This window comes from Yoonia vestfoldensis DSM 16212 (assembly GCF_000382265.1).
Taxonomy (GTDB): Bacteria; Pseudomonadota; Alphaproteobacteria; order Rhodobacterales; family Rhodobacteraceae; genus Yoonia; species Yoonia vestfoldensis.
In genome coordinates this window covers 1-25,894 of the sequence record NZ_KB907979.1, presented here as the reverse complement: position 1 = coordinate 25,894, position 25,894 = coordinate 1, and the positions used below count along the sequence as shown (strand labels likewise).

Sequence of the window (25,894 nt, the reverse complement as noted above, 5' to 3'; positions counted from 1 at the left end):
CAAGTGGGTTGGCTCTTTTCCTTTTGCCCCCGTTCTGACATACGGCGCGACAAGGGCCCAAGCAGGCCCGTCGTTTTCAAATAAGGACAATGACCATGAGAGCGTTAGCAATCCTGATTATCCTCGCGATCGTCGGCTTCTTTGGCTACCAATATGCTGTCGAGGGGCGCGGCCCCGGTGCCGCTGTCGGCGTGCTGACCGGTGCCACCGCCGAGGCCGAAGCTGCTGCCGCCGCTGAAGCCGCAGCCGCAGAAGAGCAAGCTGCCGCCGAAGCCGCTGCTGCTGAAGCCGCTGCTGCTGAATCTGCAGCCGCCGAAGCTGCCGCCGCCGAAGCTGCCGCCGCTGAAGCTGCCGCTGCTGAAGCTGCCGCCGCCGAGGCTGCCGCTGCCGAAGCTGCTGCTGCGATCGAGGCAGAAGCTGCCGCAGCCGCCGAAGCTATCGAAGACACCACGACGGATGCTGCTGACGCCACTGCCGATGCCGTGGACAGCGCAGCCACCTCGACCGCCGATCTGATGACTGTCGATGGCTTCAACGCTGATCGCGTCATCGCGCTGATCGAAGGCTCGGATCTGGCTGATGCCGAAAAGACCACGCTGATTTCCGCCGTCACCGCCGCCCAGAACAGCCCCGCGCTGTTGCAGCCGGTGCTGGAACGCGTGAACCAGCTGCTGGGCGAATAAGGCCCCGCACAAACAACAAAGGCCGCCCTGTCAGGGCGGCCTTTTTGATTCAGGGTGATGGAAACATTAGTCCAGAAACGCCTTTTCCACGACATATTGCTGCGGGTTGGAATTGGCCCCTTCGTTCAGGCCATAGCTTTCCAGCATTTCTTTCAGTTCCAGATTGAACGCCAGATTGCCGCAGATCATCGCGCGGTCATTCTCGGGCGACAGGGGCGGGACGCCAAGGTCAGTGAACGCTTCTCCGCTGCGCATCAGGTCGGTGATACGGCCCATCTTGGCGCTCTGTTCGCGGGTGGTTGTCGGGTAATACCTGATCTTTTTCCAGAACCCGTCGCCGATGACTTCGTTGAGGAGATCATCGGTTTTCAACGCCTCGATCAGGTCGCGCCCATAGGTCAGCTCGCCTACTTCGCGGCAGGTGTGGGTGATGATGATCTCGTCGTAATCCTCATAGGTCTGCGGTTCGCGCAAAAGGCTGGCAAAGGGCGCAAAGCCGGTGCCGGTGGCAAAGAACCACAGCCGCTTGCCGGGCAAAAGCGCGTCATGCACCAGCGTGCCCACGGGCTTGGGCCGCAGGATCAGCCCATCGCCGGGCTGGATATGCTGCAGCTTTGATGTCAGCGGGCCATCCTGCACCTTGATTGAATAGAATTCCAGCTCCTCATCCCAGCTTGGCGAGGCGATGGAATAGGCGCGCATGATCGGCTTGCGCTTGCCGGTTTCGGGGTCTTCGTCGCCCATCAACCCGATCATGACGAATTCGCCTGACCGGAACCGCAGGCTGGCAGGCCTTGTGACGCGGAACGAAAACAGGCGGTCGGTGTAATGCTTTACCTCCGTCACGGTCTGCATGTCGGGCAATTGCGGGACGATCTTGGCGCTGGCGTGGTTCACGGCTGTCTGCTCTGTCATAGGGTCCATCATGACCCATATAGGGCCATCCTCTGTCTAGTCTTTGATCTGGGTCAGGGAAAGGGGTACGGCGTTTGCGGAAAAACATGAACCGCTTTTCGCTGTCTCTCGCTGCGCGAGAACGCAAAAAGCGGTCCGATGTCTTTAAAGACTTCCCGAAACGCCGAAGCCGCGCAAACGGGCCTGATAGTGGCCCTGCTGCCAGTCGGCACGCGCAAGCCATTGGTCCTGCGGCTGGCGGGCGGCCAAGGCATCGTCGATTTCGACCTCGTCGAAGCCGGACCTGCGGGCCATCGCATATTGGTCGGCCAGCACATGCCCGCGCGCGCGCAAGCGGCCCTGAAAGCCCGCGCGCCGCAGCATCGCGGCCAGCGTGAAACCGCGTCCGTCAGCGAAGCTGGGAAAGGCGATGCGGATCATCGGCGCGTTCGTCAGGCGGGCGAGCGTGGCCGGATCGGTGTCGGACGGCAGGTCCACCGCATAGCTGTTGTCATTGGCGACGCCTTGGCTGGCATCGCGGAACGGGCCTGTCCAGTCGTCGGCGGCAAAGCCTTTGTCGGTGACGATCACGCTCATGCTGCTTGTCCTTCCCGGACCATGCGCCCGTTTTCGAAGTGGATACCACATTCGGTTTTTTCGCTGCCTCTCCAACGGCCTGCGCGGGGGTCCTCACCTGCACTGACGCGTGTCGTGCAGGGCATGCAGCCGATGGAGGGATACCCTTGCGCCACCAGCGGATGCCGCGGCAGGTTGTGGTCGGTCATGTAGCCGCGCAGGTGATCCGAGGACCATTGCGCCAGCGGATTGATCTTGATGCGCCCGCCGTCCGCCTCGAACAGCGGCAGGCTGGCACGCTGGCCGTTCTGGAACTGCTTGCGTCCGGTGATCCAGCCGCCGAAGCTTTGCAGCGCCTGTTCCAAGGGCCGTGTCTTGCGCAGATCGCAGCATGCATCGGTATCGGCTTGATGGAGTAGGCCGTCCACATCCTCGCGCAGCACGGCATTGCGGTCGGGCGAGATGACGCGCACATCACGCAGGCCCAAGGCTTTGGCCACGTCGCGCTGATAGGCGAGCGATTCCGGAAACAACATCTCGGTGTCCAGAAAGATCACCGGCACGGCCGGGTCCACCTGGGCCGCCAGATGCAGCAGCACCACGCTTTCGGCGCCGAATGACGACACCAGCGCCACCGGCCCGATCTGGGTATCGTTCAATGCGGCGCGCAGGACCGCCAGCGCGTCGGAATTGCGGTGCAGGGCGTTGCGGCGGTTGGCCAGATCATCAAGCGGCATCGGCTTTGTCCTCATTGGGGTAAAGCAGCGTCTTGAACGGGGCGAGCCCCAGACGGCGGTAGGTTTGCAAAAACGTCTCGGACTGGTCACGGCGCAGGTCGAGATAGCCTGTCACTAGCCGTTCGATGGCAGGCACGATGTCATCGGCACTGAAACCGGGGCCGGCGCGTTCACCAATGGTTGTGGTTTCGGTCCCGTCGCCGCCCAGCGTGATTTGGTAGTTTTCCACGCCCGCGCGATCCAGCCCCAGAATCCCGATATGGCCGACATGGTGATGCCCGCAGGCATTAATGCAGCCGGAAATCTTGATCTTCAGCGGGCCGACGTCATGCTCGATCTTCAATTCGTCGAACCGCGTGGCAATCTGTTGCGCGATGGGGATCGAACGGGCCGTGGCCAGCGCGCAGTAATCCATGCCGGGGCAGGCGATGATATCGGATGCGAGGCCAATATTCGCCGTCGCCAGATCGGCCTTGCGCAAGGCGGCATAGATCGCTGGCAGGTCGGCTTGATGCACATGCGGCAGGATCACGTTCTGCTCGTGGCTGATGCGCAATTCGCCGTGGCCATAGCGTTCCGCCAGATCGGCCATGACGCGCATCTGGTCGGATGTCGCGTCACCGGGTGTCGCGCCATGTTTCTTGATGCTGATCGACACGATCGCATAGCCGGGGGCCTTGTGCGCGGAAAGGTTCGTATCGCTCCATGACCGGAAGGCGGGGTTGGCCAGACGTGCGGCCTCGTACCCGTCGGTGGCTTTGGTGACAAAGGCGGGCGGGGAAAAGGATTTTTCGATCTCGGCCAGCAGCGTCTGGTCATAGCCGCCAAAGCCTGCGCGGATCGCGTCGAACCGGTCTTCGACCAGATCACGGATCGTCTCGATCCCGTTTTCATGCAGCGTGATCTTGATGCGGGCCTTGTATTTGTTGTCGCGGCGGCCCAGCAGGTTGTAGACGCTGACAATCGCCTCGACGTAAGGCAGCAGGTCCGCCTTGGACACGAAATCGCGCAAGACCTTGCCCACCATCGGCGTGCGGCCAAGGCCACCGCCGACGATGACCTGATAACCGACGTCGCCTGCATCGTTGCGCACCACGACCAGTCCGATGTCATGGGCGCGGGTGACGGCACGGTCGGCGGCGGCGCCTGTCACAGCGATCTTGAACTTGCGTGGCAGGAACTGGAATTCGGGGTGGTCGGTCGACCATTGGCGCAGCAATTCGGCAATGGCGCGCGGGTCTTCGATCTCGTCCGCGGCAGCACCGGCGAAATGGTCGGCGGTCACGTTGCGGATCGTGTTGCCGCTGGTCTGGATCGCATGCATGCCGACATCGGCCAAGGCCTCCAGCATATCGGGCACATCACCGAGCTTGGGCCAGTTGTACTGGATGTTCTGGCGCGTGGTGAAATGGCCATAGCCCTTGTCCCAGCGGTCGGCGATATAGGCCAGCTGCCGCATCTGCGCAGGGTTCAGCGTGCCATAAGGCACCGCCACCCGCAGCATATAGGCATGCAGTTGCAGATAGAGGCCGTTCATCAGGCGCAAAGGCTTGAATTCATCCTCGGTCAGGGACCCGTCGATGCGGCGTTCCACCTGAGCGCGGAATTGCGCGACGCGGGCGCGCACGAAAGTTTCGTCAAAATCGTTGTAAACGTACATGGCTCTTTTCCTGTCGCAGTCCCGAACGTGTTCTGGACCTCGTGGTTGTGGGGGAGGTCCCGGATCAGGTCCGGGACTGCGGCGCGACCTGCTTGCCGTGGGGATAGTTCGACGGGCCGCGCGTTCGGAAAGCTTCTCGGAAATGCAAGGGTTCGGGTCCGTCCGCGCCCATGCGGGCATCCGCCAGATAGGCGCCCGCGATTTCCGACGCCCGCGCCTTGGCCTGCAAGAGGCGCAGGTCGGCATGGGCTTCGTCGGTGATCAGTTCGGCGTCGGAGATCAGTGGCGACCAGCGGTCATCCTCGGTCAGCCAGACGGCATCGCCATCCAGCAGCGCGTTGGCGGTGACGACCTTGGGGGTAAAACGGGGGGGCATCAGGCGAATTCCTTGATCTTGATGGTCTCGGCCAGAGCGGCGCGGGGGGCGAGGCCGTAAAAGGTGATGACAGGGCCGGACAGACCGGCGCGCGTCAGCGTGGGTTCCAGTTCCGCCAGACAGGTGGCGATCACGCGCTGGTCGGCGCGGCTGACGTTTTCGATGATCGTCACGGGCGTTGCGGGGTCGGCCCCGTGCATCAGCAGGCGGCCCTGGATGAACCGCGCAGCGCGCTTGCCCATGTAGATCGCGGCGACTTCACCGGGGGTGGCCAGCGCGCGCCAATCGTGATCGGCGTAACCCCTGGTGTCGTGGCCGGTGATGAAGCGCACGGCAGAATTGCGCCCGCGCTGGGTCAGGCTTTGCCCGATTCCCGCGACGGCGGCAGAGGCGGCGGTGATCCCCGGCACGATAGTGTAGGAGACACTAGCCTCGATGAGGGCGCTGATCTCCTCGTCCAGACGGCCAAAGACGGTCGGATCGCCCGCTTTCAGCCGCACCACATGGTGCCCGTCCAGCGCGTGCTGCACAATCAGCGCGTTGATCTGATCCTGCGGCATGGCGTGGCCGAAACCCTGTTTGCCAGCATCGATGATGATCGCCTCGCGGCGGGCAAGCTCGAGTATCTCTGCCGTCACCAGATTGTCGTGGATCACGACATCGGCCTTGTCCAAGGCATTGCGCGCCTTCAGCGTCAGCAGTTCGGGGTCGCCGGGGCCCGCGCCGACCAGATCGACATGGCCCGCCTTGGTGCGGGCGGTGATGTGGTCGTCGAGCAGTGATTCCAGCGCGGGGATGATCCCGGCCTCGCCTGTGGCACCCATCGCCTTTGGGCCACGCTGGAAATAAAAATCGGCCCAGAAATCGCGCCGCTTGCGGCCCATGGGCAGCACATCGACCGCATGGCGGAAGGTCTTGCCGATCCGAGCAAGAACCCCCAGCGACACGGCCAGGCGTTCCTCGATATCGGCCTTGATCGCGCGGGCCAGCACAGGCGCCGCACCTTCGGTGCCGATGGCCACGACGACAGGGTCGCGGTCGACGATGGCGGGGGTGATGAACTGGCTATCGGCCAGATTGTCCACGATATTGACCAGCGCGCCGTCGGCATGGGCGATGGCGGCGACGCGGGCATCCTCGGCACCGTCTTCATTCGCGGCATAGAACAGCGCGGCACAGAGTGTATCACCTGGTTCCATCGCGCGCGCGATGATGCGCAGCTTGCCCGCCGCAGCCCAAGCCGTGATTTCGGGCGCAACCTCGGGGGCGATCACCGTCAGATGGGCCTCGGTCTTCATCAGCAGGCGCAATTTGGCCATGGCCGCATCGCCGCCACCCGAAAGCACGATCCGGCGACCGGCGACAGCAAGGAAGATGGGAAAATGTTGCATGGCGCACCTTCTGATTTCTTGCCTTCAACATAGAACATTATTCTGCTATTTGCTGCCCCCATGTGGCATTAAAGGACACCTGTTCCATGTTGCGCTGAAAACGGACCATGTGTCCTCGAATGATCGGAAAACAGGAATGGCTTTGCGGATTGATGCGACTGACCGGAAGATTTTAGCGGCTTTGCAGGCGGATGCGGCCCAATCTCTCGACGAGATCGCCAAGGCGGTGGGGTCGTCGAAGACGCCTGTGTGGAATCGCATCCGAAAGCTGCGCGAGGCGGGGGTGATCGGGCATCAGACGGTCATTCTGGACGCCGAAAAGCTGGGGTTCGAGGCGTGTTTCTTTGTGCTGATCCGCACGTCCGAGCATGACAAGGACTGGCAGGCGCGGTTCCTCAAGGCGTTGAAATCGCGCCCGGAAGTGCAAGAGGCGCACCGTCTGGCGGGCGATATCGACTATATCCTGAAAGTGCGGGTCAAGAATGCCCGCGCCTATGACACGTTCTATCAGGCGCTGATTTCCGAGGTGAAGGTGCATAACGTGACAGCCTTGTTGTCGATGGAAGAGATCAAGTCGACTGTGGCTTTACCTCTCTAGTGTGAACGCTGTTCAAAAAATATCTTGACGGATGAATTGGGCGGGTCTACCAAACGTGAGCACCGTTCACGAATGGAGATTTCTGATGAACATCCTCAAGATCACGACCCTGATTGCCGCCGCCGCAACGCTGGCCGCCTGCGCCAGCCCTGCCGTACAGCATTCGGGGCAAGCCGTCGGCCATAGCGCCGATGCCTCGGCCCATGGCTCTGCTGCCGTGGCGCATGGCGCTGTCAGCGTCGCGGCTGTGCCTGTCATTGTGACTGGGGCTGCTCTGGCCGTGTCCGGTGCCGCCTTGGAAGAGGTCGGCACAGGTTCGGTCGCGGCTGCTGCATCGGTCCTGAGCGGCACGCCCGCGCCATGCACGATCCAGCAAGGCCGGACGCCTGCAACTTGCGTGGTCGCCGACCCCGCACCACGTCTGCAATAGGAGGCGGGCCGATGAAACGCATTCTTGCCATCGCAGCACTGTCGCTGACCGCGCTGATGTCCGCCCCTGTCCATGCGGGCAGCAGTGCCGCTGCCGACGCGATCCTGCCTGTCGATCAGGTCGCGGCCTTTTCCAACCGCGTGCAACAAGATCTGGCCGCGCGCGGCGCGAATGTCGCCATTGTCTCGCGCGTCGGGCGTGACCCCGCGCTTTTGCCCGAAGGGATCGACTATACCCATGTGGCCTTTTGGGTCTATTCGCGGATCACCCGTGCGGATGGATCGGTGGGCATGGGGTATCAGGTGTATAACCTTTACCAGCGCAACGGCGATCTGACGCGCAGCGATCTGGTGCACGACACGCCTGCCGATTTCTTTGCCGCCGCCCATAGCCTTGATGCCGGTGTCATCATCCCCGATCCGCGCCTGCAGCAAAAACTGCTCGAGGTGATCGCAAGCCCGACCTATGCGGCGCTGCACAACCCGACCTATTCGGTGCTGGCCAATCCCGCCACCTCGCAATTCCAGAACTGCACCGAACACACGCTGGATGTGCTGATGGCGGCCCTTTACGACACCTCTGATCCCGCGCAGATCAAGGCCAATATTGCTGCGCATTTCACCCCGCAGCCGGTGCGCCTTAACGCCTTGCAGCGGCTTTTTGCGCCCGCCGCCTCGCAGGCGCTGACCACAGGGGATCATGGTCCGCAGGTAGCGACGGCGACATTCGGGTCGATCGCGCGGTTCATGCAACGCCATGATCTGGCGGCAGAGGTCTATCGCATCACGCCCGACAGGCTGGTGCGGTTCTGAGGCAGCGGGATGCTGCCGAACGGCACTGGCGTTTCGGCAAGGCCCTGCCGGCGGTTTTGGTGATTGCGTGGCGGGCGCTTAGGTGATCCTCGACCGCGTGAAACCCGCGCGGCCAGACCAGAATGAAGGAGAGACTTATGACACGTCCCACCCAGATCGCCGCCGTCACATTAGCGGCCCTGCTTGCCGCAACGGCCCCCGCCGCCGTGATCGCGCAGGCCGCAACCGCGCCGATGGCGCAAGACGTCACAACCGAGGAACTTGACGCCTTTGCGGCCGCCTATGAAAGCGTGATCGCGATCGACGCGGAATACGCACCGCAATTGGAACAGGCCGCCGACCCTGAGGCGCAGCAACTGCTGCTGGAAGAGGCCCAGATCGCCAAGGTCGCAGCGGTCGAGGCAACCGACGGGATCGACGTGGACCGCTATGTCGAGATCCTGACCCTTGCGCAGGCCGACCCGACCCTGACCGCACAGATCGCCGAGCGGCTGGACCAATAACCGCATCGCAAGGCGCCAAGGCCCGCCATGGACCCTCTTTGGCGGGCCTTTTCCGTGCGGCCTAACTTGCGGACACCATCAACCGTGTCAGCCCGTGAAAATGATAGACATCGCCGTAACTGGGCGGCGCTGTCAGTTGCAGGTCGGGGCAGCGCGCGAACAGAACATCAAGCGCAATTTTCAACTCCAGCCGGGCCAGCGGTGCGCCGACGCAGAAATGGATGCCGCCGCCGAAACTGGTGTTCTGCGGGCCGCTGCGTTCAGGATCGAACCTTGCAGGATCAGGATAAACCGCAGGATCGCGGTTCGCCGCCCCCAAAAGACAGGCAATCTGGTCGCCGCGCTTGAACCGATGGTTGCCGATCTGCACATCTTCATAGACCCAGCGGGTGAACATATGCAGCGGCGGGTCGTGGCGGATGATTTCCTCGACGCAAGTGTCTGTGATCGTGCGGAAATTCTGTTCCAACAGCGTCTTGGTGCCATTGCCCAAAGTATGCACTGTCGCCTCGTGGCCTGCGTTCAGCAGCAGGATGCAGGTGGTGATCAGCTCGTCGGTCGTCAGCTTTTCGCCCTGTTCCTCGGCTGCGATCAGGGTCGAGATGAGGTCATTGGCTGGGGTTCTGCGCCGCGTTTCGATATAACCGCGCATGAAATCAGAAAAATCCGCCGACGCGGCGACGGCCGCGGCCTCGATTTCCTGCGTGCGGCGGGCCTGATACATCGCGACCATGGCATTCGACCAGCGCAACAGATCGTCGGCGCGGTCCTCTGGCACGCCCAGCAGGCGGGCGATGGTGATGACCGGCACAGGCTGCGCATAGGCGGTCAACAAATCGAAGGGTTCGTCCGGAAAACGGTCGATCAGGTCATGGCAGAGCTGCGTGATCTGCGGCGCAAGGGCCGCGATGGTGCGGCTGGTGAAGGCACGCAGCACAAGCGCACGCAGGCGGGTGTGGCGCGGCGGTTCCAGTTCCAGCATGGAATGCGCCTCGATGTCATAAAACGGGCGCAGCGGGTCCGGGATCGCGGGGGCCAGTTCCGGCGGGCATTCGCGCCCCATTCGCCGGTCGCGCAGCACGGCATGGACGGCCTTGTGGGACACCGCGCATGGCATGGCGTAATCGTCCCACCAGAAAAAATCGCCGGCCAGGCGGGCGCGGTCATAGAACGGATAGGGGTTCTGGACAAAGGCGGGATCGGTGGGGGATTGGCTCAGATGTTGCATGGCGCAGCTTTGCCGCGCCGCCGCAATCTTTGCAATGGGCGCGCGGGGCATCCGATCACGAAACCGCGACGTTCTGACGCGGCACAGGCCGTCGCCGGTGTGATAGCCTGCATGCAATTGGATACCGCAGATGGGCCGAAAGAGTCTCGACGCGGTGTTTAGTCAGTGAACGGGGAGGGGTGTTCATGGCGAAAACGTCTTTGGACGACGGGTTTTTCGACAGGTCGGCATATCAGAACGCAACCCTGCAATTGCGCCTTGTCGAGACGGAATTGCCCGAAAACGCGGTGTCGAGCCTCGCACGGGAGGTTGTCCGCAGGCTCGCCTTTCGTATGCCGCGCCACGACAATATCAACGATCTGCCAACACCTTCCGAGATTGAACTGCTCTGTGCCGCCCTGCTGTCTGCGGATGACACAGCAGCGGACCAGTTTATCCTTGCCGCCCGGCGTGATGGCGTTGATCCGGGCGTGATCAGCCGTGGCTATGTGGCCGGTGCCGCCCGCAAGCTGGGCGAAATGTGGGACGACGACCGGATTTCCTTTATCGACGTGACGCTGGCCTGCGGAAAACTCTATGGAATCATTCGCGGTCTGCGTCATGTGCTGGCGCCACAGATCACAGCAGGTCGTGAAGTCCGGCCCGCCTTGTTCGCATTGGTGCCCGGCGAAACGCATACCTTGGGGATCGAGATCGCGACCGATCATTTTCGCCGTGAAGGTTGGGATGTCGACATGCTGGTTGGGTTGGACCATGACGCCCTGATCGCCGAGGCCGATACCCGGCATTATCAGGCCATCGTTCTGGTCGCGAATTCCGACCGGATGATGGAGCCGCTGACACGGCTGAGCTTTGCTTTGCGGATCACGCAGCCTTTGGCGCATATCATCGTCGCTGGCGGTATTCTGGACCACCACCCCGATATCCTGAAACTGGTCGGAGCAGAGGCCGCGATGGCTGATCTTGACAGCGCGATAGGGGTTTTGCGTGGCGTTCTTGGGCCGGACGCCCTGTAAACCGTCTGGCGCTGGCTCAGCTTGCGGCGAGCGCTGCGATGATCGGGCTGAAATCCGCAGCCTTGAGGCTGGCCCCGCCGACCAGCGCGCCGGTCACATGCGGCACGGCGAAAATCGCCGCCGCATTGTCGCCCTTGACCGATCCGCCATAAAGGATGCCGAAACCGGCCCCGTCGGCAAACCGCGCGGTCAGGCGCGCGTGGATATGGGCGTGGACCTCGGCGATCTGGTTGGTCGTGGGCACCTTGCCTGTGCCGATGGCCCAGACGGGTTCATAGGCGATCACGGTGTTTTCGGCGGTCGCGCAATCGGGAACCGATCCGGCAAGCTGCGTGTCGATCACGTCAAGCGTCGTGCCATCCTCGCGCTGTGCCAGCGTCTCGCCGATGCAGATGATCGTCGTCAGCCCGGCATCGTGGGCCGCGCGGGATTTCGCGGCGACGGTGGCATCTGTTTCCCCATGGTCGCTGCGGCGTTCGGAATGGCCGGTGATGACGTGGGTCGCGCCGACATCGGCCAGCATCTTTGCCGAGATTTCTCCTGTATGGGCACCATGCGTGGCGGCGTGACAATCCTGACCGCCGATGGCGATAGGCAGACCGGCGCAGGACCCGATCAGGGTCGCAGGCAGGCAGATCAGCACATCGACGTCATAGCCGCGTGATTGCGACAGCGTCGCAAGCTCTGCCAGATCGGCGCGCAGGCCGTTCATCTTCCAGTTCCCGGCGGCAAGTTTGCGGCGCATGGCTAGTCCTTTGAAATGAGGGGTCAGCGCGACGCGATATTGTCCGCGAATTTGATCGATTCCCCGCAGCCGCAGGCATCGACCACGTTGGGATTGCGGAACTTGAAGCCGGATTCGAGCAGCGAGGTTTCATAATCGATCTCGGTGCCGAACAGGAACATCTGCGCCATGGGCGCGATCATCACGCGGGCGCCGTTTTGTTCGACGACCTCGTCCAGCGGATCGATGTCGGTCACATAGGCCATGGTGTATTCCATGCCTGCGCATCCGCCCTTTTTGACGCCGATGCGCAGACCCTGATGGCCGTCCTTGGCCATGAGCCGCGCGATCTGGGCGGCGGCCTTGTCGGTGATGGTGACGGCTTGCTTGCCGGGAATGCCGAACATGGGAAACTCCTTGCGTTGTTTCCAAGATAGGGCAGGGACCCGGACGACACAAGGTCGCCGTCCGGGCCTTTGGGGTCACAGACCCATGCAGTTGGCGTAATAGGTCGTGGTGGCGGGCCAGTCAGAGAACACGCCGATCACACCGACATCCTGTGCCAGCACATGCAGCACGTCGAAATAGGCGCCGTCATTGGTGATCGCCTCGTTCACGCCCTGGAAATACCAGCCGCCGCCGGTATTCAGCGGGCCGGACCGTTCCAGCGTCCAGGTGATGATCTGCAGGTCCGCCGCCTGGGCCGCCGTGGCCAGTGCGGATGGGACGATATTGCCATCCTCCAGCGTGACCAGCATCCAGGTCGGTGGGGCGATGATGTTCACACCCATCGCCTTGAGCTCTTCCATGGTGTTGGGCCATGTCGCGGGATCATGCGGCGTATAGCCGTCGACGGTTTCGTATTCGTCCATCAGATAGACGGCCTGCGCCCCGAAGTCGGGTTCGTTCTCGATCCAGTACAGCACATCATCAAGGTTGAACGACTGCAGCCAGACGTCGCTGGCGGGGATGCCGGCGGCCTTGTATTCATCGACCAGCTTTTGCGCGTAATCTTCCTGGCTGAAGCCGTTGAACGGCATCTCGACCGAGGGGGATTTCAGCTCGGGCGTGAATTTCGCGCCCAGATCGCGGAACAGCGCGATGGAGTCGGCATGCGTCATCAGTGTGGTGTCGGTGGCATAAAGATCGGTGCGCCAGTTGGCGGTGCCGTTCAGATAATCCTCGGCGGTGGTGGCTGCGGTGTTGGCGGCGTCCATCTTTGGTTCCAGCGTCTGGAATTCGGCCAGCGTCAGGTCGCTGGTGCGGCATTCGGCGCTGGCGGGCGTGTCACCGTTGGCAGGGGTGAAACCTGCGGTGCAATTCTCGGCCAAGGGCGTGACAAGGATGTTCGTCGTCGTGTGCAGGTCGTTCTGCGCATGGCGGCAGACCAGTTCCAGATCAGAGGTGAAGGTCACGTCGCATTCCAGAATGCCCGCACCCATCTGGGCGGCGGCGACATTCGATTCGACGGTATGTTCAGGAAACATCAGCGGCGCGCCACGGTGCCCGATGGAAAAATCCGACCGCGCAGGCGTCTGTCCGGCGCAAGCCAACAGCTGCTCTTTCAACGGGCTGTCGGTCATCTGGCTGACCAGATAGGCAGGGCGCGGACCATAGGTCAGGGCGGTGTCAGCGATGGCCGTGGTGCCGGCAAGCGTGGCCAGCAGGGTAAGGGATAGCCGTGTCATGGGATGCTCCAGTGTTGTGACTGAAGCGGGGATGCCGTGTGGATGTAACGGCAGCATGATCGCCCTGTGACGGTTTGCTGACGCCTACATGAACCCCAGTTCCAGCCGCGCTTCGTCGGACATCATGTCCATGCCCCATTGCGGCTCGAACGTCATTTCGACATCGACTTGTTTCACGCCGGGCAGAGGTTCGATGGCGTCGGCGACCCAGCCGGGCATTTCACCCGCGACGGGGCAGCCCGGGGCTGTCAGCGTCATGACGATGTTGACGGCGTTGTCGTCCTTGATGTCGATCGTATAGATCAGGCCAAGATCGTAGATATTCACCGGAATTTCAGGGTCATAGACCGATCGGCATGCCTGAACGACATCTTCGTATAGCGGATGATCCGTCGTCGATGGCGCGATCAAGGGCGCGCCTTCCAATTGAGCGTTTGCATCTGTCATGTGATCGGTTCCTGCATTCCTGATAGAACATATAGGGATTGCCGCAGGGGGCGTAAAGGGGGCGAGGGGCAGGGCGGTCTTTCCAATCCCGCGCCCTTGCTTCATATGCCTTGCCAGCAAGAGGATACCCGATGACCGACCGTTTTTCGTTTCGACTGGATGCCACCGATGGCAAGGCCCGCACGGGGGCGATCAGCACGCCGCGCGGCGAAATCCGCACGCCCGCCTTCATGCCCGTGGGCACCGCCGCCACGGTCAAGGCGATGTTGCCCGAAAGCGTGGCGGCGACAGGCGCGGATATCCTGCTGGGCAATACCTATCACCTGATGCTGCGCCCCACGGCGGAACGGATCGCGCGTCTGGGCGGGCTGCACAAATTCATGAACTGGGACAAGCCGATCCTGACCGACAGCGGCGGGTTTCAGGTCATGTCGCTGGCCGGATTGCGCAAGCTGACCGAGGAAGGCGTGACCTTCAAAAGCCATATTGACGGATCGCGCCACCATCTGTCGCCGGAACGGTCTATGGAGATTCAGGCACTGCTCGGGTCTGACATCGTGATGTGTTTTGACGAATGCCCCGCACTGCCCGCCGACCGCGACCGGATCAAATCCAGCATGGATCTGTCGATGCGGTGGGCGCAAAGGTCACGCGATGCCTTTGGCGATAGGCCCGGTCATGCGCTGTTCGGCATCCAGCAAGGCGGGCTGGAACAGGACCTGCGCGAAGAATCGGCCCAAGCGCTGCAAGCCATCGCATTCGACGGCTATGCCGTGGGCGGTCTGGCCGTGGGCGAAGGGCAGGAGGCGATGTTCGGCGTGCTCGACTACGCGCCCGATCAGCTGCCCGCGGACAAACTCCGCTACCTGATGGGAGTGGGCAAGCCTGACGACATCGTGGGCGCCGTCAAGCGTGGCATCGACATGATGGATTGCGTGCTGCCGTCGCGGTCCGGGCGTACCGGGCAGGCCTTTACCCGACGCGGTGTCGTGAACATCAAGAACGCGCGGCACGCCGACGACCCGCGTCCGCTGGACGAGGCCTGCACATGCCCCGCCTGTTCCAGATACTCCCGCGCTTACCTGCATCACGTCTTTCGCGCGAACGAGATGATTTCCGGCATGCTGCTGACATGGCACAACCTGCATTACTTCCAGAAAATCATGGCCGGTATGCGCGATGCGATCGCCGCAGGCACCTTTGCTGTCTGGGAGGCGGATTTCCACAGCCTTCGTGCGCAGGGCGATATCGACCCGCTCTGACAGGTGGCCAGTTGACAGCCCACGAGGTCAGCCCCATTTGTAGTGTCCAAGAGGGGACGCGCCATGCTGCCGATCGACCGGGGCCGGGGCGTTCTGCCAGAAAAGGAAAATTCCATGCAAGAACCATTGAGTTCGTCTTACCCCGTCCTGCCGTTGCGCGACATCGTGGTGTTCCCGCATATGATCGTGCCGCTCTTCGTGGGCCGCGACAAATCCGTGCGCGCGCTGGAAGAAGTCATGCAGGACGACAAGCAGATTTTGTTGTCCAGCCAGATCGACCCCGGTCAGGACGACCCCGATCAGGACGGCATCTACAAATCCGGCGTGCTGGCCAACGTGCTGCAATTGCTGAAACTTCCCGATGGCACCGTCAAGGTGCTGGTCGAAGGGCGCAGCCGTGTGAAGATCACGGGGTTTCTGCCCAACGCGTCGTTTTTCGAGGCGACGGCTGAGTACCTGACCGAAGAAGCCGGTGATCCGACCGAGGTCGAAGCCTTGGTGCGCAATGTCGCCGCCGAGTTTGAACGCTATGCCAAGGTCAAGAAGAACATCCCCGAAGAAGCGATGGCCGCCGTCAGCGACGCGACTGAACCTGCCAAGCTGGCCGATCTGGTCGCGGGGCATCTGGGGATCGAAGTCGCGCAGAAACAGGGACTTCTGGAAACGCTGTCCGTCGCGGAACGGCTGGAGAAGGTCTATGGCATGATGCAGGGCGAAATGTCCGTGCTTCAGGTCGAGCGCAAGATCAAGACCCGCGTCAAATCCCAGATGGAACGCACGCAGCGCGAATACTATCTGAACGAACAGATGAAGGCGATCCAGAAGGAACTGGGCGATGGCGAGGATGGCCAGAACGAGGTCGCCGAGCTTGAAGCGCGGATCGCGGAAACCAAGCTGAGCAAGGAAGCCCGCGAAAAGGTCGATGCCGAACTGAAGAAACTGAAATCCATGTCTCCCATGAGCGCCGAGGCGACCGTGGTACGCAACTACATGGACTGGATTCTGGGCCTGCCGTGGAACGTGAAATCGCGCACCAAGAAGGACCTGCACAAGGCACAGGCCATTCTGGACGACGATCATTACGGGCTGGAAAAGGTCAAGGAACGGATCGTGGAATACCTGGCCGTGCAACAGCGCTCTGCCAAGCTGAAAGGCCCGATCATGTGCCTTGTCGGCCCTCCCGGCGTGGGCAAGACGAGCCTTGGCAAATCCGTGGCCAAAGCGACTGGGCGCGAATTCATTCGCATTTCGCTTGGCGGCGTACGGGATGAAAGTGAAATCCGTGGCCACCGCCGGACCTATATCGGCTCCATGCCCGGCAAGATCATCCAGGCGCTGAAAAAGGCGAAAACCACCAACCCGCTGATCCTGCTCGATGAAATCGACAAGATGGGGCAGGATTTCCGTGGCGATCCCGCTTCGGCGATGCTGGAGGTGCTCGATCCGGAACAGAACGCGACCTTCGTCGACCACTATCTCGAGGTGGAATACGACCTGTCCAACGTGATGTTCCTGACGACCGCCAACAGCTACAACATGCCGGGGCCGCTTCTTGACCGGATGGAGATCATCACGCTGTCGGGTTACACCGAAGACGAAAAGGTCGAGATCGCCAAGCAGCACCTGCTGCCCAAGGTCATGAAAAACCACGGGTTGCGCGCCAAGGAATTCAGCGTCGCTGATGACGCCCTGCTGGCAATGGTGCGGGTCTACACCCGGGAAGCCGGTGTGCGGAACCTCGAACGCGAACTCGCCAAGGTGGCCCGCAAGGCCGTGACCAAGATTGTCAAGAAAGAAGTCGAGGCGATCACCGTCAACGCCGCCAATCTGAGCGATTTCCTCGGCGTCGAAAGGCACCGCTTTGGTCTGGCCGAGGAAAAGGATCAGGTCGGTGTCGTCACAGGTCTGGCGTGGACATCTGTGGGCGGCGAGCTGCTCAACATCGAAGCCCTGCGCCTTCCGGGCAAAGGCCGGATGAAGACGACCGGCAAGCTGGGCGATGTGATGAAGGAATCGATCGATGCGGCGTCCAGTTATGTGCGCTCCATCGCGCCGGAAATCGGGGTGAAACCGCCGAAGTTCGACACGATCGACATTCACGTCCACGTCCCTGACGGGGCGACCCCCAAGGACGGGCCTTCGGCAGGCCTTGCGATGGTCACCTCCATCGTGTCGGTGCTGACGCAGATCCCCGTGCGCCGTGATATCGCCATGACCGGCGAAGTGTCGCTGCGCGGCAATGCCATGCCGATCGGCGGGTTGAAGGAAAAGTTGCTGGCAGCCCTGCGTGGTGGCATCACGACCGTGCTGATCCCGCAGGACAACGCCAAGGACCTGCCCGACATCCCTGACAACGTGAAGGAAGGGCTGACCATCATCCCCGTCACCCACGTGTCAGAGGTGCTGGAGCATGCGCTGGTGCGCAAACCCGAACCGATCGAATGGGACGAGGCCGCGGAAGAGGCCGCTGCCGCCGCCGCGCTGAAATCCGGCACAGCCCCAGAGGCGCGCGCGCATTAAATTGCTCGACCAACGCGCAAAGGCGCGTCCCGCAAGGGGCGCGCCTTTGTCATGTCAAGGTGCTGGCGCAGCGCGCGCAAACCGCTAGACTGGACGTGTCCGCATCAGGAAGTCCCATGTCACGCAAAACGCCCGCACAGTCCGACACCTCCATGACCTCCGTATCTGCCTCCGTCGCGCAGCTCAAGAAACCTGACCTGCTCGATCAGGTGGTCGCGCGGAGCCTGCTCAAGAAACGCGACGTCAAGCCTGCGCTGGATGCAGCCCTCGCGCTGATCGGCGAAGCGCTGGCGCGCGGCGACGAGCTGATCCTGCCGCCGCTTGGCAAGATCCGCGTGGTCAAGACCAAGGATATCGGCGATGGCGCGCAGCTGTTGACGCTCAAACTGCGCAGCACGAAAGATGCCTCACAAACGGTCAAAACCGGTCTTGCAACTGATCGCGAGGACGTCTAAACCACAGCCCAGCGGGTGATTAGCTCAGTGGTAGAGCGCTTCGTTCACATCGAAGATGTCAGGAGTTCAAATCTCTTATCACCCACCATTCCAGGGGTCTGATCGCGGTTGAGGATACAGCGCAACGCGGTTTGATGCCGGCTAGTTTTTCCAGAAAACCCATGATCTGCGTCGCTTTGCCGTCTCTGTATTCGGTGATGGGCGTTTCGGTTGTTTGCGTTTGTCCGCGCTGCGGTTGCGATACGGCGCGGCGCCCAGATTTTCGGTGACACTGCGTAACAGCTCTTGGCGCCGTTCATAAAACGCGGCGTCGGACTCCGGAACGGGCGTGGCCGCATCCGGCTTGCGCAGATGCACATAAAACTCCAGCCCGGCTGTCTCGCTGATCTCGACGATATCAAAACCGATCAATCCCAGCTTGCGCAGGTCGATTAAAAGCAGTTCCAGACTTTCTGGAAAAAACACACTGCAATGTGCATCGCGGTATTCGCCGGGCTCCTTTTTATCGCGCAAATACGTATCATAGGCTGCATTGAGCACCTGATGCGGCAAGAATCCGGCGGGATCATCTGTCGCGATGTTGCATCCGGGCTGAACATTGCCTTGCGCCATATACACGCTGCCCATTGCTTTGCCATCAAACAACGCCTCTGCACTGGGCTGCTGGCGGTTTTCATGAAACGCGGCCAGCCAGTCGGCCAACCGGGTCGGCATACGGAAAAAATCGAAACAGGCGCGGCAATCCGGCACCGCCATGCTTAACACACCACCCGGTTTTAATGCCGCGTAAGCCCCCTGCAAAAAAAGGACAGGATTGGGCAGATGTTCAAAGTTATGCGACGAAATGATAAATCCGATCTGCCCGTCAACGTCTGCGCCCTGGACCAGTTCACCGATTTTTGACGCGTCACCAACCAAATCGACTTCTTCGATCTCCAGGATGCGCGCATCAGGTATCAGCGCGTCACGCGCCGCGTTTCGGCGCAACCTGTCGGTGTCGAACACATCAAGGATCAGAATGTCATGTCCGGCGCTCTTGCGCAGCGTCGGATTGAAATAGGGCGCGACCTCGATCCCTTTCTGCGAAAGATCCGCGTATTTCAGGATTTGATCGGTCCGCGACACTTGATCTCCTTGGTGATTATCCTGCCGAGCGCGTCGTGTTGTACCAGCCTTGGCTCTCAACCTCGACGTGTTTGCGCGATGGGTCAAGTCCCCGCTGCGGCGATTATTGTGTGATCTGCCAGAACAGGGTATGCGCCGGTATCAGATGATCACGTCGTACCCCAACCCCCAGTGGACCAACAATGCCGTTCCCCGAACTTTATATCCTGCGTCATGGTGAAACCGAATGGAACGCCGAAAACCGGATGCAGGGCGCACTGAATTCGCCCCTGACCTCCAAGGGCGAGGCGGACGCGGCGCGGCAAGGTGCCATCTTGGCCCAGCTCGATCTGACTGGTTTTCAATTCTGGTGCAGCCCGCAAGGGCGGGCCGTGCAGACCGCAGGGATCGCCTTGGGACGGATCGCTGCCCATATCCGCACCGATGACCGCTTGCGTGAAATCGGGGTTGGCGACTGGGCCGGTCTGCTGCGCGACACCTTGCCGATGCCCGGTGGCCCCGATCCTGTCGCCGCACAATATGCAATGGCCCCGAACGGCGAGGGGTTCGCCCGAGTCGAAGCGCGCTGCCGGGATTTCCTGTCCGACCTGACCGGCCCTGCGGTGCTTGTGACGCATGGCATCACCAGCCGTGTGCTGCGTCGTCTCGTGGCGGGCGATGCCGCAATCACGGTGCCGACCGCGCATGGCGGGCAGGGGCGGGTCTATCATCTCAAGGACGGCGTGCAGAGCCTGCTTGACGCAACGGCCTAGCCACCATCGCCTTTGATGTTCCGAGGCGCGTCAATTCGCGCAAGCGCGGTTTGACCTAAATCCCTTGGGGTGGGTCACCAGCCGCCACTTGCATCGCTGCACGCGATATCCTAAAGCAGCGCGGACGGGTGATTAGCTCAGTTGGTAGAGCGCTTCCTTTACACGGAAGATGTCGGGAGTTCGAGCCTCTCATCACCCACCACCATCCGCCGCGTGCGCAAAGGCAAAAGCGCCGCGTGGTTGGACGCGACGCTTCTGCTCAGGCTCAGTTCAGGTCATAGACCATCGAGATACCGACAGAATTGTCGGTGTCCTTGAACCCGGGCTCTGGGTCGGTGTGGTACTCGGTCAACAGGCTGGTGCGCAGCGCCAGAGTATCGGTCACTGAAACGCTGACGGCCAGATCATTGTAGACGACGGTATCGGACTCAGAGGCGATGATATCGGTGTCGTTCGTCACTGTGGTCGTCCGTGTCAGGCGGCGCGAATAATCCGACCCGATTCCAAATGCGACTTCGCTGATATCGCCAGACGTGACATCGCTGAACTCTGCAAATCGATAGCCGGGTCCGGCCTGCACCGACCACTGGCTGTCGGCGTCATTGATGATGCGGTAGCCTGCACCAAAGCTTGCAAAGGTGTCGGTCTCAAACGACGAGAATTCATCAAGCGACCCCTGCACCTTGGCAAAACCGTAGAACGACGGCGACAGATCGCGTGTGTATTCAAGACCGTAGAACAGGCTTTCCTCGTCGGTGACGCCATCGGCTTCGCCGTAGGTGTAGCTCAGCAACAATTGATAGCCGTTCACGCCTTGCACATAGTTCAGGTCGGTGCCGATGCCGACACTCGCGTTGTCGGTGTTGCCGGAATTGAATTCTCCGCGCGCTGCGATGGACCCGCTAAAGCCTTGCGGGCGCCCTTCATTGCCGAAACGGTCAAGGTCGCGGTCGGTGTCGTCTTCGATATCCTCGACCAGATCCTCGAACTGGTCTTCGGCCACATTGGTGCCGCTAAAGACAGTCTGGGCAAAGGTCATGGTGCCGAAAGAGGTGATGATGGCTGCGCCGATGATCGGGCGTAGGACGAATTTCATTTTGTACTTCTCCATGTCGTGGCAGCTGCTCACTGCTGTTGGGTAGAATTTGCTCTACGGTGGGATAACCAGCGAGGGGCGCACTTGTTTCAAGATTTCCGAAATAATCGGGATTGGCCCGCGCTGATTGCGTCGGCTTTGCGCGCGGGTCTATCCTGTTGCCACACAGAAGGAGACACCTGATGAGCTGGAACCCCGCCCTAGACCCCGATTGCCCCACAGGCGACGCCGTCGATGCCATCGACACCGTGATCGTGTCGCGCGCACGCGACATCGGGGGCTTTGCCGTGCGCCGCGCCTTGCCCGCGCCACGCCGCCAGATGGTCGGTCCATTCATCTTTTTCGACCAGATGGGGCCTGCGGAATTCGTGACAGGACAGGGCATAGACGTGCGCCCGCATCCCCATATCGGGCTTGCGACGGTGACCTATCTGCACAGCGGGACGATCCATCACCGCGACAGCCTTGGCACCGATCAATGGATCACCCCGGGGGCTGTCAATCTGATGGTCGCGGGCCATGGCATCACCCATTCCGAAAGAACCGATGGCGCCACGACGCACAGGCTTTTCGGTATTCAGAGCTGGATCGCACTGCCCAAGGGCGCAGAAGACGGTGCTGCTGCTTTCATCCATGCGCCGGCAGCCGATCTGCCGCTGCTCGAAGGCGAAGGCAAAGAGGTGCGGCTGATCCTTGGCGGTGCTTATGGCGCCACCACCTCCGTGCCGACCCCGTCCGAGATGTTCTATCTGGACGCGATCCTGCAACCGGGCGCCGCGATCCCGTTGCCCGATGACCACGAGGACCGGGGCGCCTATGTGCTGGAAGGCAGTGTCACGGTCGCAGGGCAGGTGTTCGACGCTGGGCAGATGATGGTCTTTCGCCCCGGCGACACTGTCAGCATGAAAGCGGGTGATCAGGGCGCGCGGGTCATGCTGCTGGGCGGGGCCACGCTTGAGGGGCCGCGCTATATCTGGTGGAACTTCGTCGCCTCAAGCAAGGAACGGATCGAGGACGCCAAAGAGGCCTGGCGCGCGGGTGACTGGCAGAACGGGCGCTTTCAACTGCCGCCCGAAGACGATTCCGACTTCATTCCGCTGCCGGGCAGCTAGGCCGACAGCTCATTTCAGGATCGACAGCAGATTGGCGTAATCGTCGGTCCAGACGCGCCCACCGTCATCCGTCAGAAGCTCCCATCTTTGTGGGTCGGTGAAGCCTGCCAGATCGTCCATGCTGCGGCCCATGATGACGACGTTCGAGGGGCTGTGGGTCAATTCGTCGGGGTCGCCCGGATCGTTGCGGACCATGGCCACCATGCCAAGGGCTGCCGCGCTGCGGCCCAAGGGGCGCGAGATGTCGAAATACCTGTTAGAGATATGCAGCACGATGACGCCCGTTTCGGTCGTGCGGTCGCGGTAAAGTGCGATTGCTTCGCTGGTCGTCAGGTGGACCGGCACCGCATCCGAGGAATAGGCGTCGATGACAAGTACGTCGAAGGCCCGGTCGTCCTGTTGTTCCAGCACGATGCGGGCATCCCCGATATGGGTCGGGGCATCGGGCGTGCAGGTGGACAGGAAGGTGAACAGCGCGGGGTCGCGTGCGACACGGTCGACCATCGCGTCGATCTCGTAGAATTCCCATGCCTGGCCGGGCTCGGCATAACAAGCCATTGCACCGACGCCGAGGCCCACGATCCCGATGCTTCGTGCCGCGATACCATTCGGCGATGTCATGACCTGCGCCAGCGGGCCGTCAGGGTGATAGTAGAAAAGCTGCGCAGGACGCCCGTCCGGACCCGTCTCGTTCAGACGTTGCGCGCCGTGGATCGTGGTGCCGTTCTTGTAGACCCGCAGATCGTCGAAATCCTGCACCAGATGCGATCCAAAGAAACTCCGATCCTTGAACGCGACCGCCTGCGGTTGCAGCAGGAACCCAAGCGCCAGCAGCGGAACAAGAACAATGAATTGCTGCACCCGATTGCCGCGCATCAAATACAACACAAGACCAAGCACAGCGACATGCGCCAGCGCGAAATAATCGTCGAATATTCCCGGAAATACACTTGTCGTCAGGATCGGGATCAGCACGATCACTGCAGCGACAATCGCCTTTGACACGGTGTTCACCGAAACCTGCCGCGCACCGGCCAGCAGCAACAGCAAGGCCACGAAAATGGTCAGCCGCCCTTCTTGCAGATCGGCAAAGACCACGGGGGCGAGCAGGGAGTTGAACAGCCCGCCCAAGGCCCCGCCGACCGACATCGTCACATAAAACAGCGTCAGGTTGCCTTGGTCGGGCCGCGCCTCGTAGAGCGTGCGATGCGCCTTCATCGCGATGAAGAAAAATGCCGCCAACAGCAGCATTGTCAGCAAAAGCGTGACCCCCGCCAGTTCACGCAGGCCAAAAATGCTCGCGAAAAACGCCAGACTGATCAGGAACAGCAGATCAAGAAACCTGTTCGCCAGAAAAGGCCGGTTGGTAAAGGTCAGCACGAAAGTCAGCAGATACAGCGACAGCGGCAGCACCCAGACTAGCGGGAATGACCCCAGATCGGTGCTGATCTTGCTTGTGACCGCCAGCATCAGCGATGACGGCACGAAGGCCAGCAGCAGCCACCAGCCGTATTGCCGCAGGCTTGGCCCTGCGACAGGGGCCACCGGCGCGGCCTGCACGCTGCCTTGGCGGGCCATCAGCCCGCTCAACGCCAAAAACCCGCCAAGGATCACGAACCCGCCTGCCCAGCCGATCCCGATCTGCTGCGCGCCAAGCAGCGGCTCTGCGGCCAAGGGAAACGCCAGCAATGCGACCAGCGAACCGAAATTCGATGCACCATAAAGGAAATAGGGATCATCCGCCGATGGCCCGCCGCTTTTGGCATACCAACTCTGGATTAGGGGGGCGTTGGCGGACAGGACGGCAAAGGGCATCCCCACGCCGAGCGCAAACAGCGTCAGCGTCTGCAATGCGACATCAGAGGCGGGGTCGAACTGCCATCCTGCCTCGATCGAGAGCGGCAGGAATGCCAGCGCGATGGCCCATAACACCAGATGCAGTGCGATCTGGGCCATGACCGGCAGATAGCGCGTCGACAGATGCGCATAGACATAGCCCAGAATCAGGACTGTCTGAAAGAACAGCATCGCCGTGGTCCAGACCGCCGGCGCGCCCCCGACGAAGGGCAGGGTGATTTTGGTGAACAAGGGCTGCACGAAGAACAACAGCGCCGCCGACAGAAAGATTGTCATCGTGAACAGGATCGGCGCGATCCGCGCGCTTTGCCGGGGTGTGGTGTTGATCTGATCGGTCATATCTCTCGCTCAAGCCTGCATTGTTTCGCTGCAATAAACGATCCAAATATGGCAGGAATAGGAAAATTGTCGCCTGACAGGTGGTCTTTCATGGGAAAAAAGCCGGACGGTCACCGGCCTGCCGGACATATTTCTGTGCAAACTGTAAGACCGCTTGACGAGGTCCACAGCCGCACTTAGAAGCACGACACCAGCAGCGATGCTGACACAGCAGATGCGCGGTTGTAGCTCAGTCGGTTAGAGTACCGGCCTGTCACGCCGGGGGTCGCGGGTTCGAGCCCCGTCAACCGCGCCACTGCTTTTCCCTTCCAGATGACGACCTGAATCGCCGCGCCAAAAAGCGCGGCTTTTGGTCTTTTTGCCGTTGACGCCCCGCCTTGGCCGCATTATCCCGCCGCTTACGCGCGGTTGTAGCTCAGTCGGTTAGAGTACCGGCCTGTCACGCCGGGGGTCGCGGGTTCGAGCCCCGTCAACCGCGCCATTTTCCCTAAGCCGGATGAAGATAGACTAGCGTGGATCGCGCGGGTTTGCGATTGTCGTATAACTGACATTGGCTGTAATGATGATGGACTATGGGTATGCGGGACTCTTGAGACCTTCGCTGCACGCGCATCAATGTCCGGTCCAACGGAGCGTTCAACAAACGGTAGTTTCTGGGAAGGGCCAACCTGCTGTTTAAAGGCAAGGTAAGATCGGATCTTTGCTGTCTGCATGATCTTCCGGAAACGGATCAACGTAATAGATCTGTCGTAGCTTGAACCCACCCAAAAGGTTTGGCTCAAGTTCAGCATAGTATTCATCTTTGCCAGATATGTGTGCCGGTAGTGTGATGAAAAATGGCTGTCTGAGCAGACTGCCTTCATTTATGATATCGCCAAACGCGAGCCTATTGGGATCGAAATTTGAGTCAGAACCGAATGCGACAAGCTGCAGCTTCACGCCGTTTGCAATGAAGGGCGTTAAAAAGTGCTTGTAGAGCTGAGAACACTCGTCAAACGGAGTTTTCCTCGCGGATGCTTTGGCTTCCTTTGCCAAGCGGCTACAATAATTGTTCCACGATGTGTAGTCGGCACAGTAACTTCGTATGAAGGCTTCTGGACCACTTTGGTCGGGGCCAGCAAAATCTGGTGGTCCCGCTTTCCGGAAAAATGACTTCCAAAATGACATAGCGGCCTCTCTCATCCATTATGCTACTATGCGATGATAGAGCATTCAACGCCCGAGTACTTATTGAAGATTTTCGCATCGACCGCGATAGCGGACGTCCATGCATCACGCAGCATCCGTCACTCTGGGCTTATTCCGTTGAAAAACTCTTGTTGATTTGTGGCTTGGTCGCTGATTCACTTTCGTTAGTGAAGCGGGGGGATCTGCGATGCTGGGACCAAGACAAGAGGCGCAGGGCGCATTGTTTTACGAGTTCTCGATAGAGGATCATGTCCGTCAGGATCACCTGCTGCGATCCATCGACCGCTTCGTGGATTTGACAGGTATCCGCCAGCATCTGGCTCCGTTCTACAGCAATACCGGCCGCCCCTCCATCGATCCCGAGCTGCTGATCCGCATGCTCCTGATCGGGTATTGCCTGGGCATCCGGTCGGAGCGGCGGCTCT

At 61.1% G+C, this 25,894-nt stretch carries 27 protein-coding genes and 4 tRNA genes; 16 read left to right on the top strand and 15 right to left on the bottom strand.

All coding sequences use genetic code 11. From position 1 onward, the window contains the following. Nucleotides 1-95: 95 nt before the first annotated feature. Nucleotides 96-683 (top strand): hypothetical protein, encoded by a 588-nt coding sequence (locus tag H147_RS20980; protein WP_019954897.1) that lies wholly within the window; start codon nt 96-98, stop codon nt 681-683. A gap of 66 nt (nt 684-749) precedes the next feature. On the opposite strand, the gene H147_RS0108325 is transcribed toward H147_RS20980, so the two are convergent. The 6 genes from H147_RS0108325 to cysG form a co-directional block, all read right to left on the bottom strand. Beyond that, nucleotides 750-1,607, bottom strand: a complete 858-nt coding sequence (locus tag H147_RS0108325) for a ferredoxin--NADP reductase (RefSeq protein WP_026352374.1) — start codon at nt 1,605-1,607, stop codon at nt 750-752. 135 nt (nt 1,608-1,742) lie between these two features. Then, the gene (locus H147_RS0108320; protein ID WP_019954895.1) at nt 1,743-2,174 is read right to left on the bottom strand and encodes a DUF934 domain-containing protein; all 432 of its coding nucleotides are present in this window, start codon (nt 2,172-2,174) and stop codon (nt 1,743-1,745) included. Next, complete coding sequence (locus tag H147_RS0108315) at nt 2,171-2,890, bottom strand: phosphoadenylyl-sulfate reductase (RefSeq protein WP_019954894.1); 720 nt, start codon at nt 2,888-2,890, stop codon at nt 2,171-2,173. Before H147_RS0108315 ends, H147_RS0108320 begins: the two co-directional genes overlap by 4 nt. After that, nucleotides 2,880-4,550 (bottom strand): nitrite/sulfite reductase, encoded by a 1,671-nt coding sequence (locus H147_RS0108310; protein ID WP_019954893.1) that lies wholly within the window; start codon nt 4,548-4,550, stop codon nt 2,880-2,882. The genes H147_RS0108315 and H147_RS0108310 overlap by 11 nt, the downstream gene beginning before the upstream one ends. Nucleotides 4,551-4,614: 64 nt before the next feature. Further along, complete coding sequence (locus H147_RS0108305) at nt 4,615-4,926, bottom strand: DUF2849 domain-containing protein (protein WP_019954892.1); 312 nt, start codon at nt 4,924-4,926, stop codon at nt 4,615-4,617. Then, nucleotides 4,926-6,317, bottom strand: a complete 1,392-nt coding sequence (gene cysG / locus H147_RS0108300; RefSeq protein WP_019954891.1) for a siroheme synthase CysG — start codon at nt 6,315-6,317, stop codon at nt 4,926-4,928. The genes H147_RS0108305 and cysG overlap by 1 nt, the downstream gene beginning before the upstream one ends. A gap of 136 nt (nt 6,318-6,453) precedes the next feature. Between cysG and H147_RS0108295 the strand changes: the two genes are divergently transcribed. The 4 genes from H147_RS0108295 to H147_RS19470 all read left to right on the top strand — a co-directional run bounded on the left by H147_RS0108295 (nt 6,454) and on the right by H147_RS19470 (nt 8,660). Next, nucleotides 6,454-6,915: an Lrp/AsnC family transcriptional regulator gene (locus H147_RS0108295; RefSeq protein ID WP_019954890.1), complete on the top strand. Its 462-nt coding sequence runs from the start codon at nt 6,454-6,456 to the stop codon at nt 6,913-6,915. Between the two features lie 85 nt (nt 6,916-7,000). After that, on the top strand, nt 7,001-7,345 hold the full coding sequence (locus tag H147_RS20300) for a hypothetical protein (RefSeq protein WP_019954889.1): 345 nt from the start codon (nt 7,001-7,003) through the stop codon (nt 7,343-7,345). 11 nt (nt 7,346-7,356) lie between these two features. Then, the gene (locus H147_RS0108285; protein WP_019954888.1) at nt 7,357-8,157 is read left to right on the top strand and encodes a DUF2145 domain-containing protein; all 801 of its coding nucleotides are present in this window, start codon (nt 7,357-7,359) and stop codon (nt 8,155-8,157) included. A gap of 137 nt (nt 8,158-8,294) precedes the next feature. After that, the gene (locus H147_RS19470; protein WP_019954887.1) at nt 8,295-8,660 is read left to right on the top strand and encodes a DUF4168 domain-containing protein; all 366 of its coding nucleotides are present in this window, start codon (nt 8,295-8,297) and stop codon (nt 8,658-8,660) included. A gap of 61 nt (nt 8,661-8,721) precedes the next feature. On the opposite strand, the gene H147_RS0108275 is transcribed toward H147_RS19470, so the two are convergent. Next, nucleotides 8,722-9,888, bottom strand: a complete 1,167-nt coding sequence (locus H147_RS0108275) for a cytochrome P450 (protein WP_026352373.1) — start codon at nt 9,886-9,888, stop codon at nt 8,722-8,724. Nucleotides 9,889-10,073: 185 nt separating this feature from the next. On the opposite strand from H147_RS0108275, the gene H147_RS0108270 reads away from it, so the two are divergent. Beyond that, a complete protein-coding gene (locus tag H147_RS0108270) occupies nt 10,074-10,904 on the top strand; it encodes a cobalamin B12-binding domain-containing protein (RefSeq protein ID WP_019954885.1) in 831 nt (276 codons plus the stop codon). 16 nt (nt 10,905-10,920) lie between these two features. Here H147_RS0108270 and tpiA read toward each other — a convergent pair whose 3' ends face one another. From tpiA to H147_RS0108250, 4 genes are all read right to left on the bottom strand, one after another. Further along, nucleotides 10,921-11,649 (bottom strand): triose-phosphate isomerase, encoded by a 729-nt coding sequence (gene tpiA / locus H147_RS0108265; RefSeq protein ID WP_019954884.1) that lies wholly within the window; start codon nt 11,647-11,649, stop codon nt 10,921-10,923. A 23-nt stretch (nt 11,650-11,672) separates the two neighbouring features. Beyond that, nucleotides 11,673-12,035, bottom strand: a complete 363-nt coding sequence (locus H147_RS0108260) for a HesB/IscA family protein (RefSeq protein ID WP_019954883.1) — start codon at nt 12,033-12,035, stop codon at nt 11,673-11,675. Nucleotides 12,036-12,110: 75 nt separating this feature from the next. Further along, nucleotides 12,111-13,316, bottom strand: coding sequence for a glycerophosphodiester phosphodiesterase family protein (locus tag H147_RS0108255; RefSeq protein WP_019954882.1), 1,206 nt, complete (start codon nt 13,314-13,316; stop codon nt 12,111-12,113). An 84-nt stretch (nt 13,317-13,400) separates the two neighbouring features. After that, nucleotides 13,401-13,763 (bottom strand): SUF system Fe-S cluster assembly protein, encoded by a 363-nt coding sequence (locus H147_RS0108250; RefSeq protein WP_019954881.1) that lies wholly within the window; start codon nt 13,761-13,763, stop codon nt 13,401-13,403. 131 nt (nt 13,764-13,894) lie between these two features. Between H147_RS0108250 and tgt the strand changes: the two genes are divergently transcribed. From tgt to H147_RS0108230, 4 genes are all read left to right on the top strand, one after another. Then, nucleotides 13,895-15,025, top strand: a complete 1,131-nt coding sequence (tgt, locus tag H147_RS0108245; protein ID WP_019954880.1) for a tRNA guanosine(34) transglycosylase Tgt — start codon at nt 13,895-13,897, stop codon at nt 15,023-15,025. Between the two features lie 114 nt (nt 15,026-15,139). Next, entirely contained in the window at nt 15,140-17,545 is a 2,406-nt protein-coding gene (lon, locus tag H147_RS0108240; protein WP_026352372.1) for an endopeptidase La, read from the top strand. Between the two features lie 116 nt (nt 17,546-17,661). Further along, nucleotides 17,662-18,000 carry an HU family DNA-binding protein gene (locus H147_RS21345; RefSeq protein WP_081625834.1) on the top strand — a complete coding sequence of 113 codons (339 nt, stop codon included), beginning with the start codon at nt 17,662-17,664 and terminating at the stop codon, nt 17,998-18,000. Between the two features lie 13 nt (nt 18,001-18,013). Further along, nucleotides 18,014-18,088, top strand: a tRNA-Val gene (locus H147_RS0108230). Between the two features lie 53 nt (nt 18,089-18,141). Here the strand turns inward: H147_RS0108230 and H147_RS0108225 are convergent. After that, nucleotides 18,142-19,125, bottom strand: a complete 984-nt coding sequence (locus H147_RS0108225) for a class I SAM-dependent methyltransferase (protein WP_019954877.1) — start codon at nt 19,123-19,125, stop codon at nt 18,142-18,144. Nucleotides 19,126-19,307: 182 nt separating this feature from the next. Between H147_RS0108225 and H147_RS0108220 the strand changes: the two genes are divergently transcribed. Further along, nucleotides 19,308-19,877 carry a histidine phosphatase family protein gene (locus tag H147_RS0108220; protein WP_019954876.1) on the top strand — a complete coding sequence of 190 codons (570 nt, stop codon included), beginning with the start codon at nt 19,308-19,310 and terminating at the stop codon, nt 19,875-19,877. A 126-nt stretch (nt 19,878-20,003) separates the two neighbouring features. Then, nucleotides 20,004-20,079: transfer RNA gene (locus tag H147_RS0108215), tRNA-Val, on the top strand. 63 nt (nt 20,080-20,142) lie between these two features. Here the strand turns inward: H147_RS0108215 and H147_RS0108210 are convergent. Then, the gene (locus H147_RS0108210) at nt 20,143-20,973 is read right to left on the bottom strand and encodes a DUF481 domain-containing protein (RefSeq protein WP_051108195.1); all 831 of its coding nucleotides are present in this window, start codon (nt 20,971-20,973) and stop codon (nt 20,143-20,145) included. Between the two features lie 182 nt (nt 20,974-21,155). Here H147_RS0108210 and H147_RS0108205 point away from each other — a divergent pair, with 182 nt between their 5' ends. Next, nucleotides 21,156-22,085 (top strand): pirin family protein, encoded by a 930-nt coding sequence (locus H147_RS0108205; protein ID WP_019954874.1) that lies wholly within the window; start codon nt 21,156-21,158, stop codon nt 22,083-22,085. Nucleotides 22,086-22,094: 9 nt separating this feature from the next. On the opposite strand, the gene H147_RS0108200 is transcribed toward H147_RS0108205, so the two are convergent. After that, nucleotides 22,095-24,281 (bottom strand): fused MFS/spermidine synthase, encoded by a 2,187-nt coding sequence (locus H147_RS0108200; protein WP_019954873.1) that lies wholly within the window; start codon nt 24,279-24,281, stop codon nt 22,095-22,097. A gap of 218 nt (nt 24,282-24,499) precedes the next feature. Here H147_RS0108200 and H147_RS0108195 point away from each other — a divergent pair. Then, nucleotides 24,500-24,576 (top strand) — tRNA-Asp (locus H147_RS0108195). A 109-nt stretch (nt 24,577-24,685) separates the two neighbouring features. Then, nucleotides 24,686-24,762: transfer RNA gene (locus H147_RS0108190), tRNA-Asp, on the top strand. 194 nt (nt 24,763-24,956) lie between these two features. On the opposite strand, the gene H147_RS0108185 is transcribed toward H147_RS0108190, so the two are convergent. Continuing rightward, the gene (locus H147_RS0108185) at nt 24,957-25,448 is read right to left on the bottom strand and encodes a hypothetical protein (protein WP_162561648.1); all 492 of its coding nucleotides are present in this window, start codon (nt 25,446-25,448) and stop codon (nt 24,957-24,959) included. A 208-nt stretch (nt 25,449-25,656) separates the two neighbouring features. Between H147_RS0108185 and H147_RS0108180 the strand changes: the two genes are divergently transcribed. Then, on the top strand, nt 25,657-25,894 hold a 238-nt coding region (locus H147_RS0108180), incomplete at its 3' end, for an IS5/IS1182 family transposase (RefSeq protein WP_019954871.1).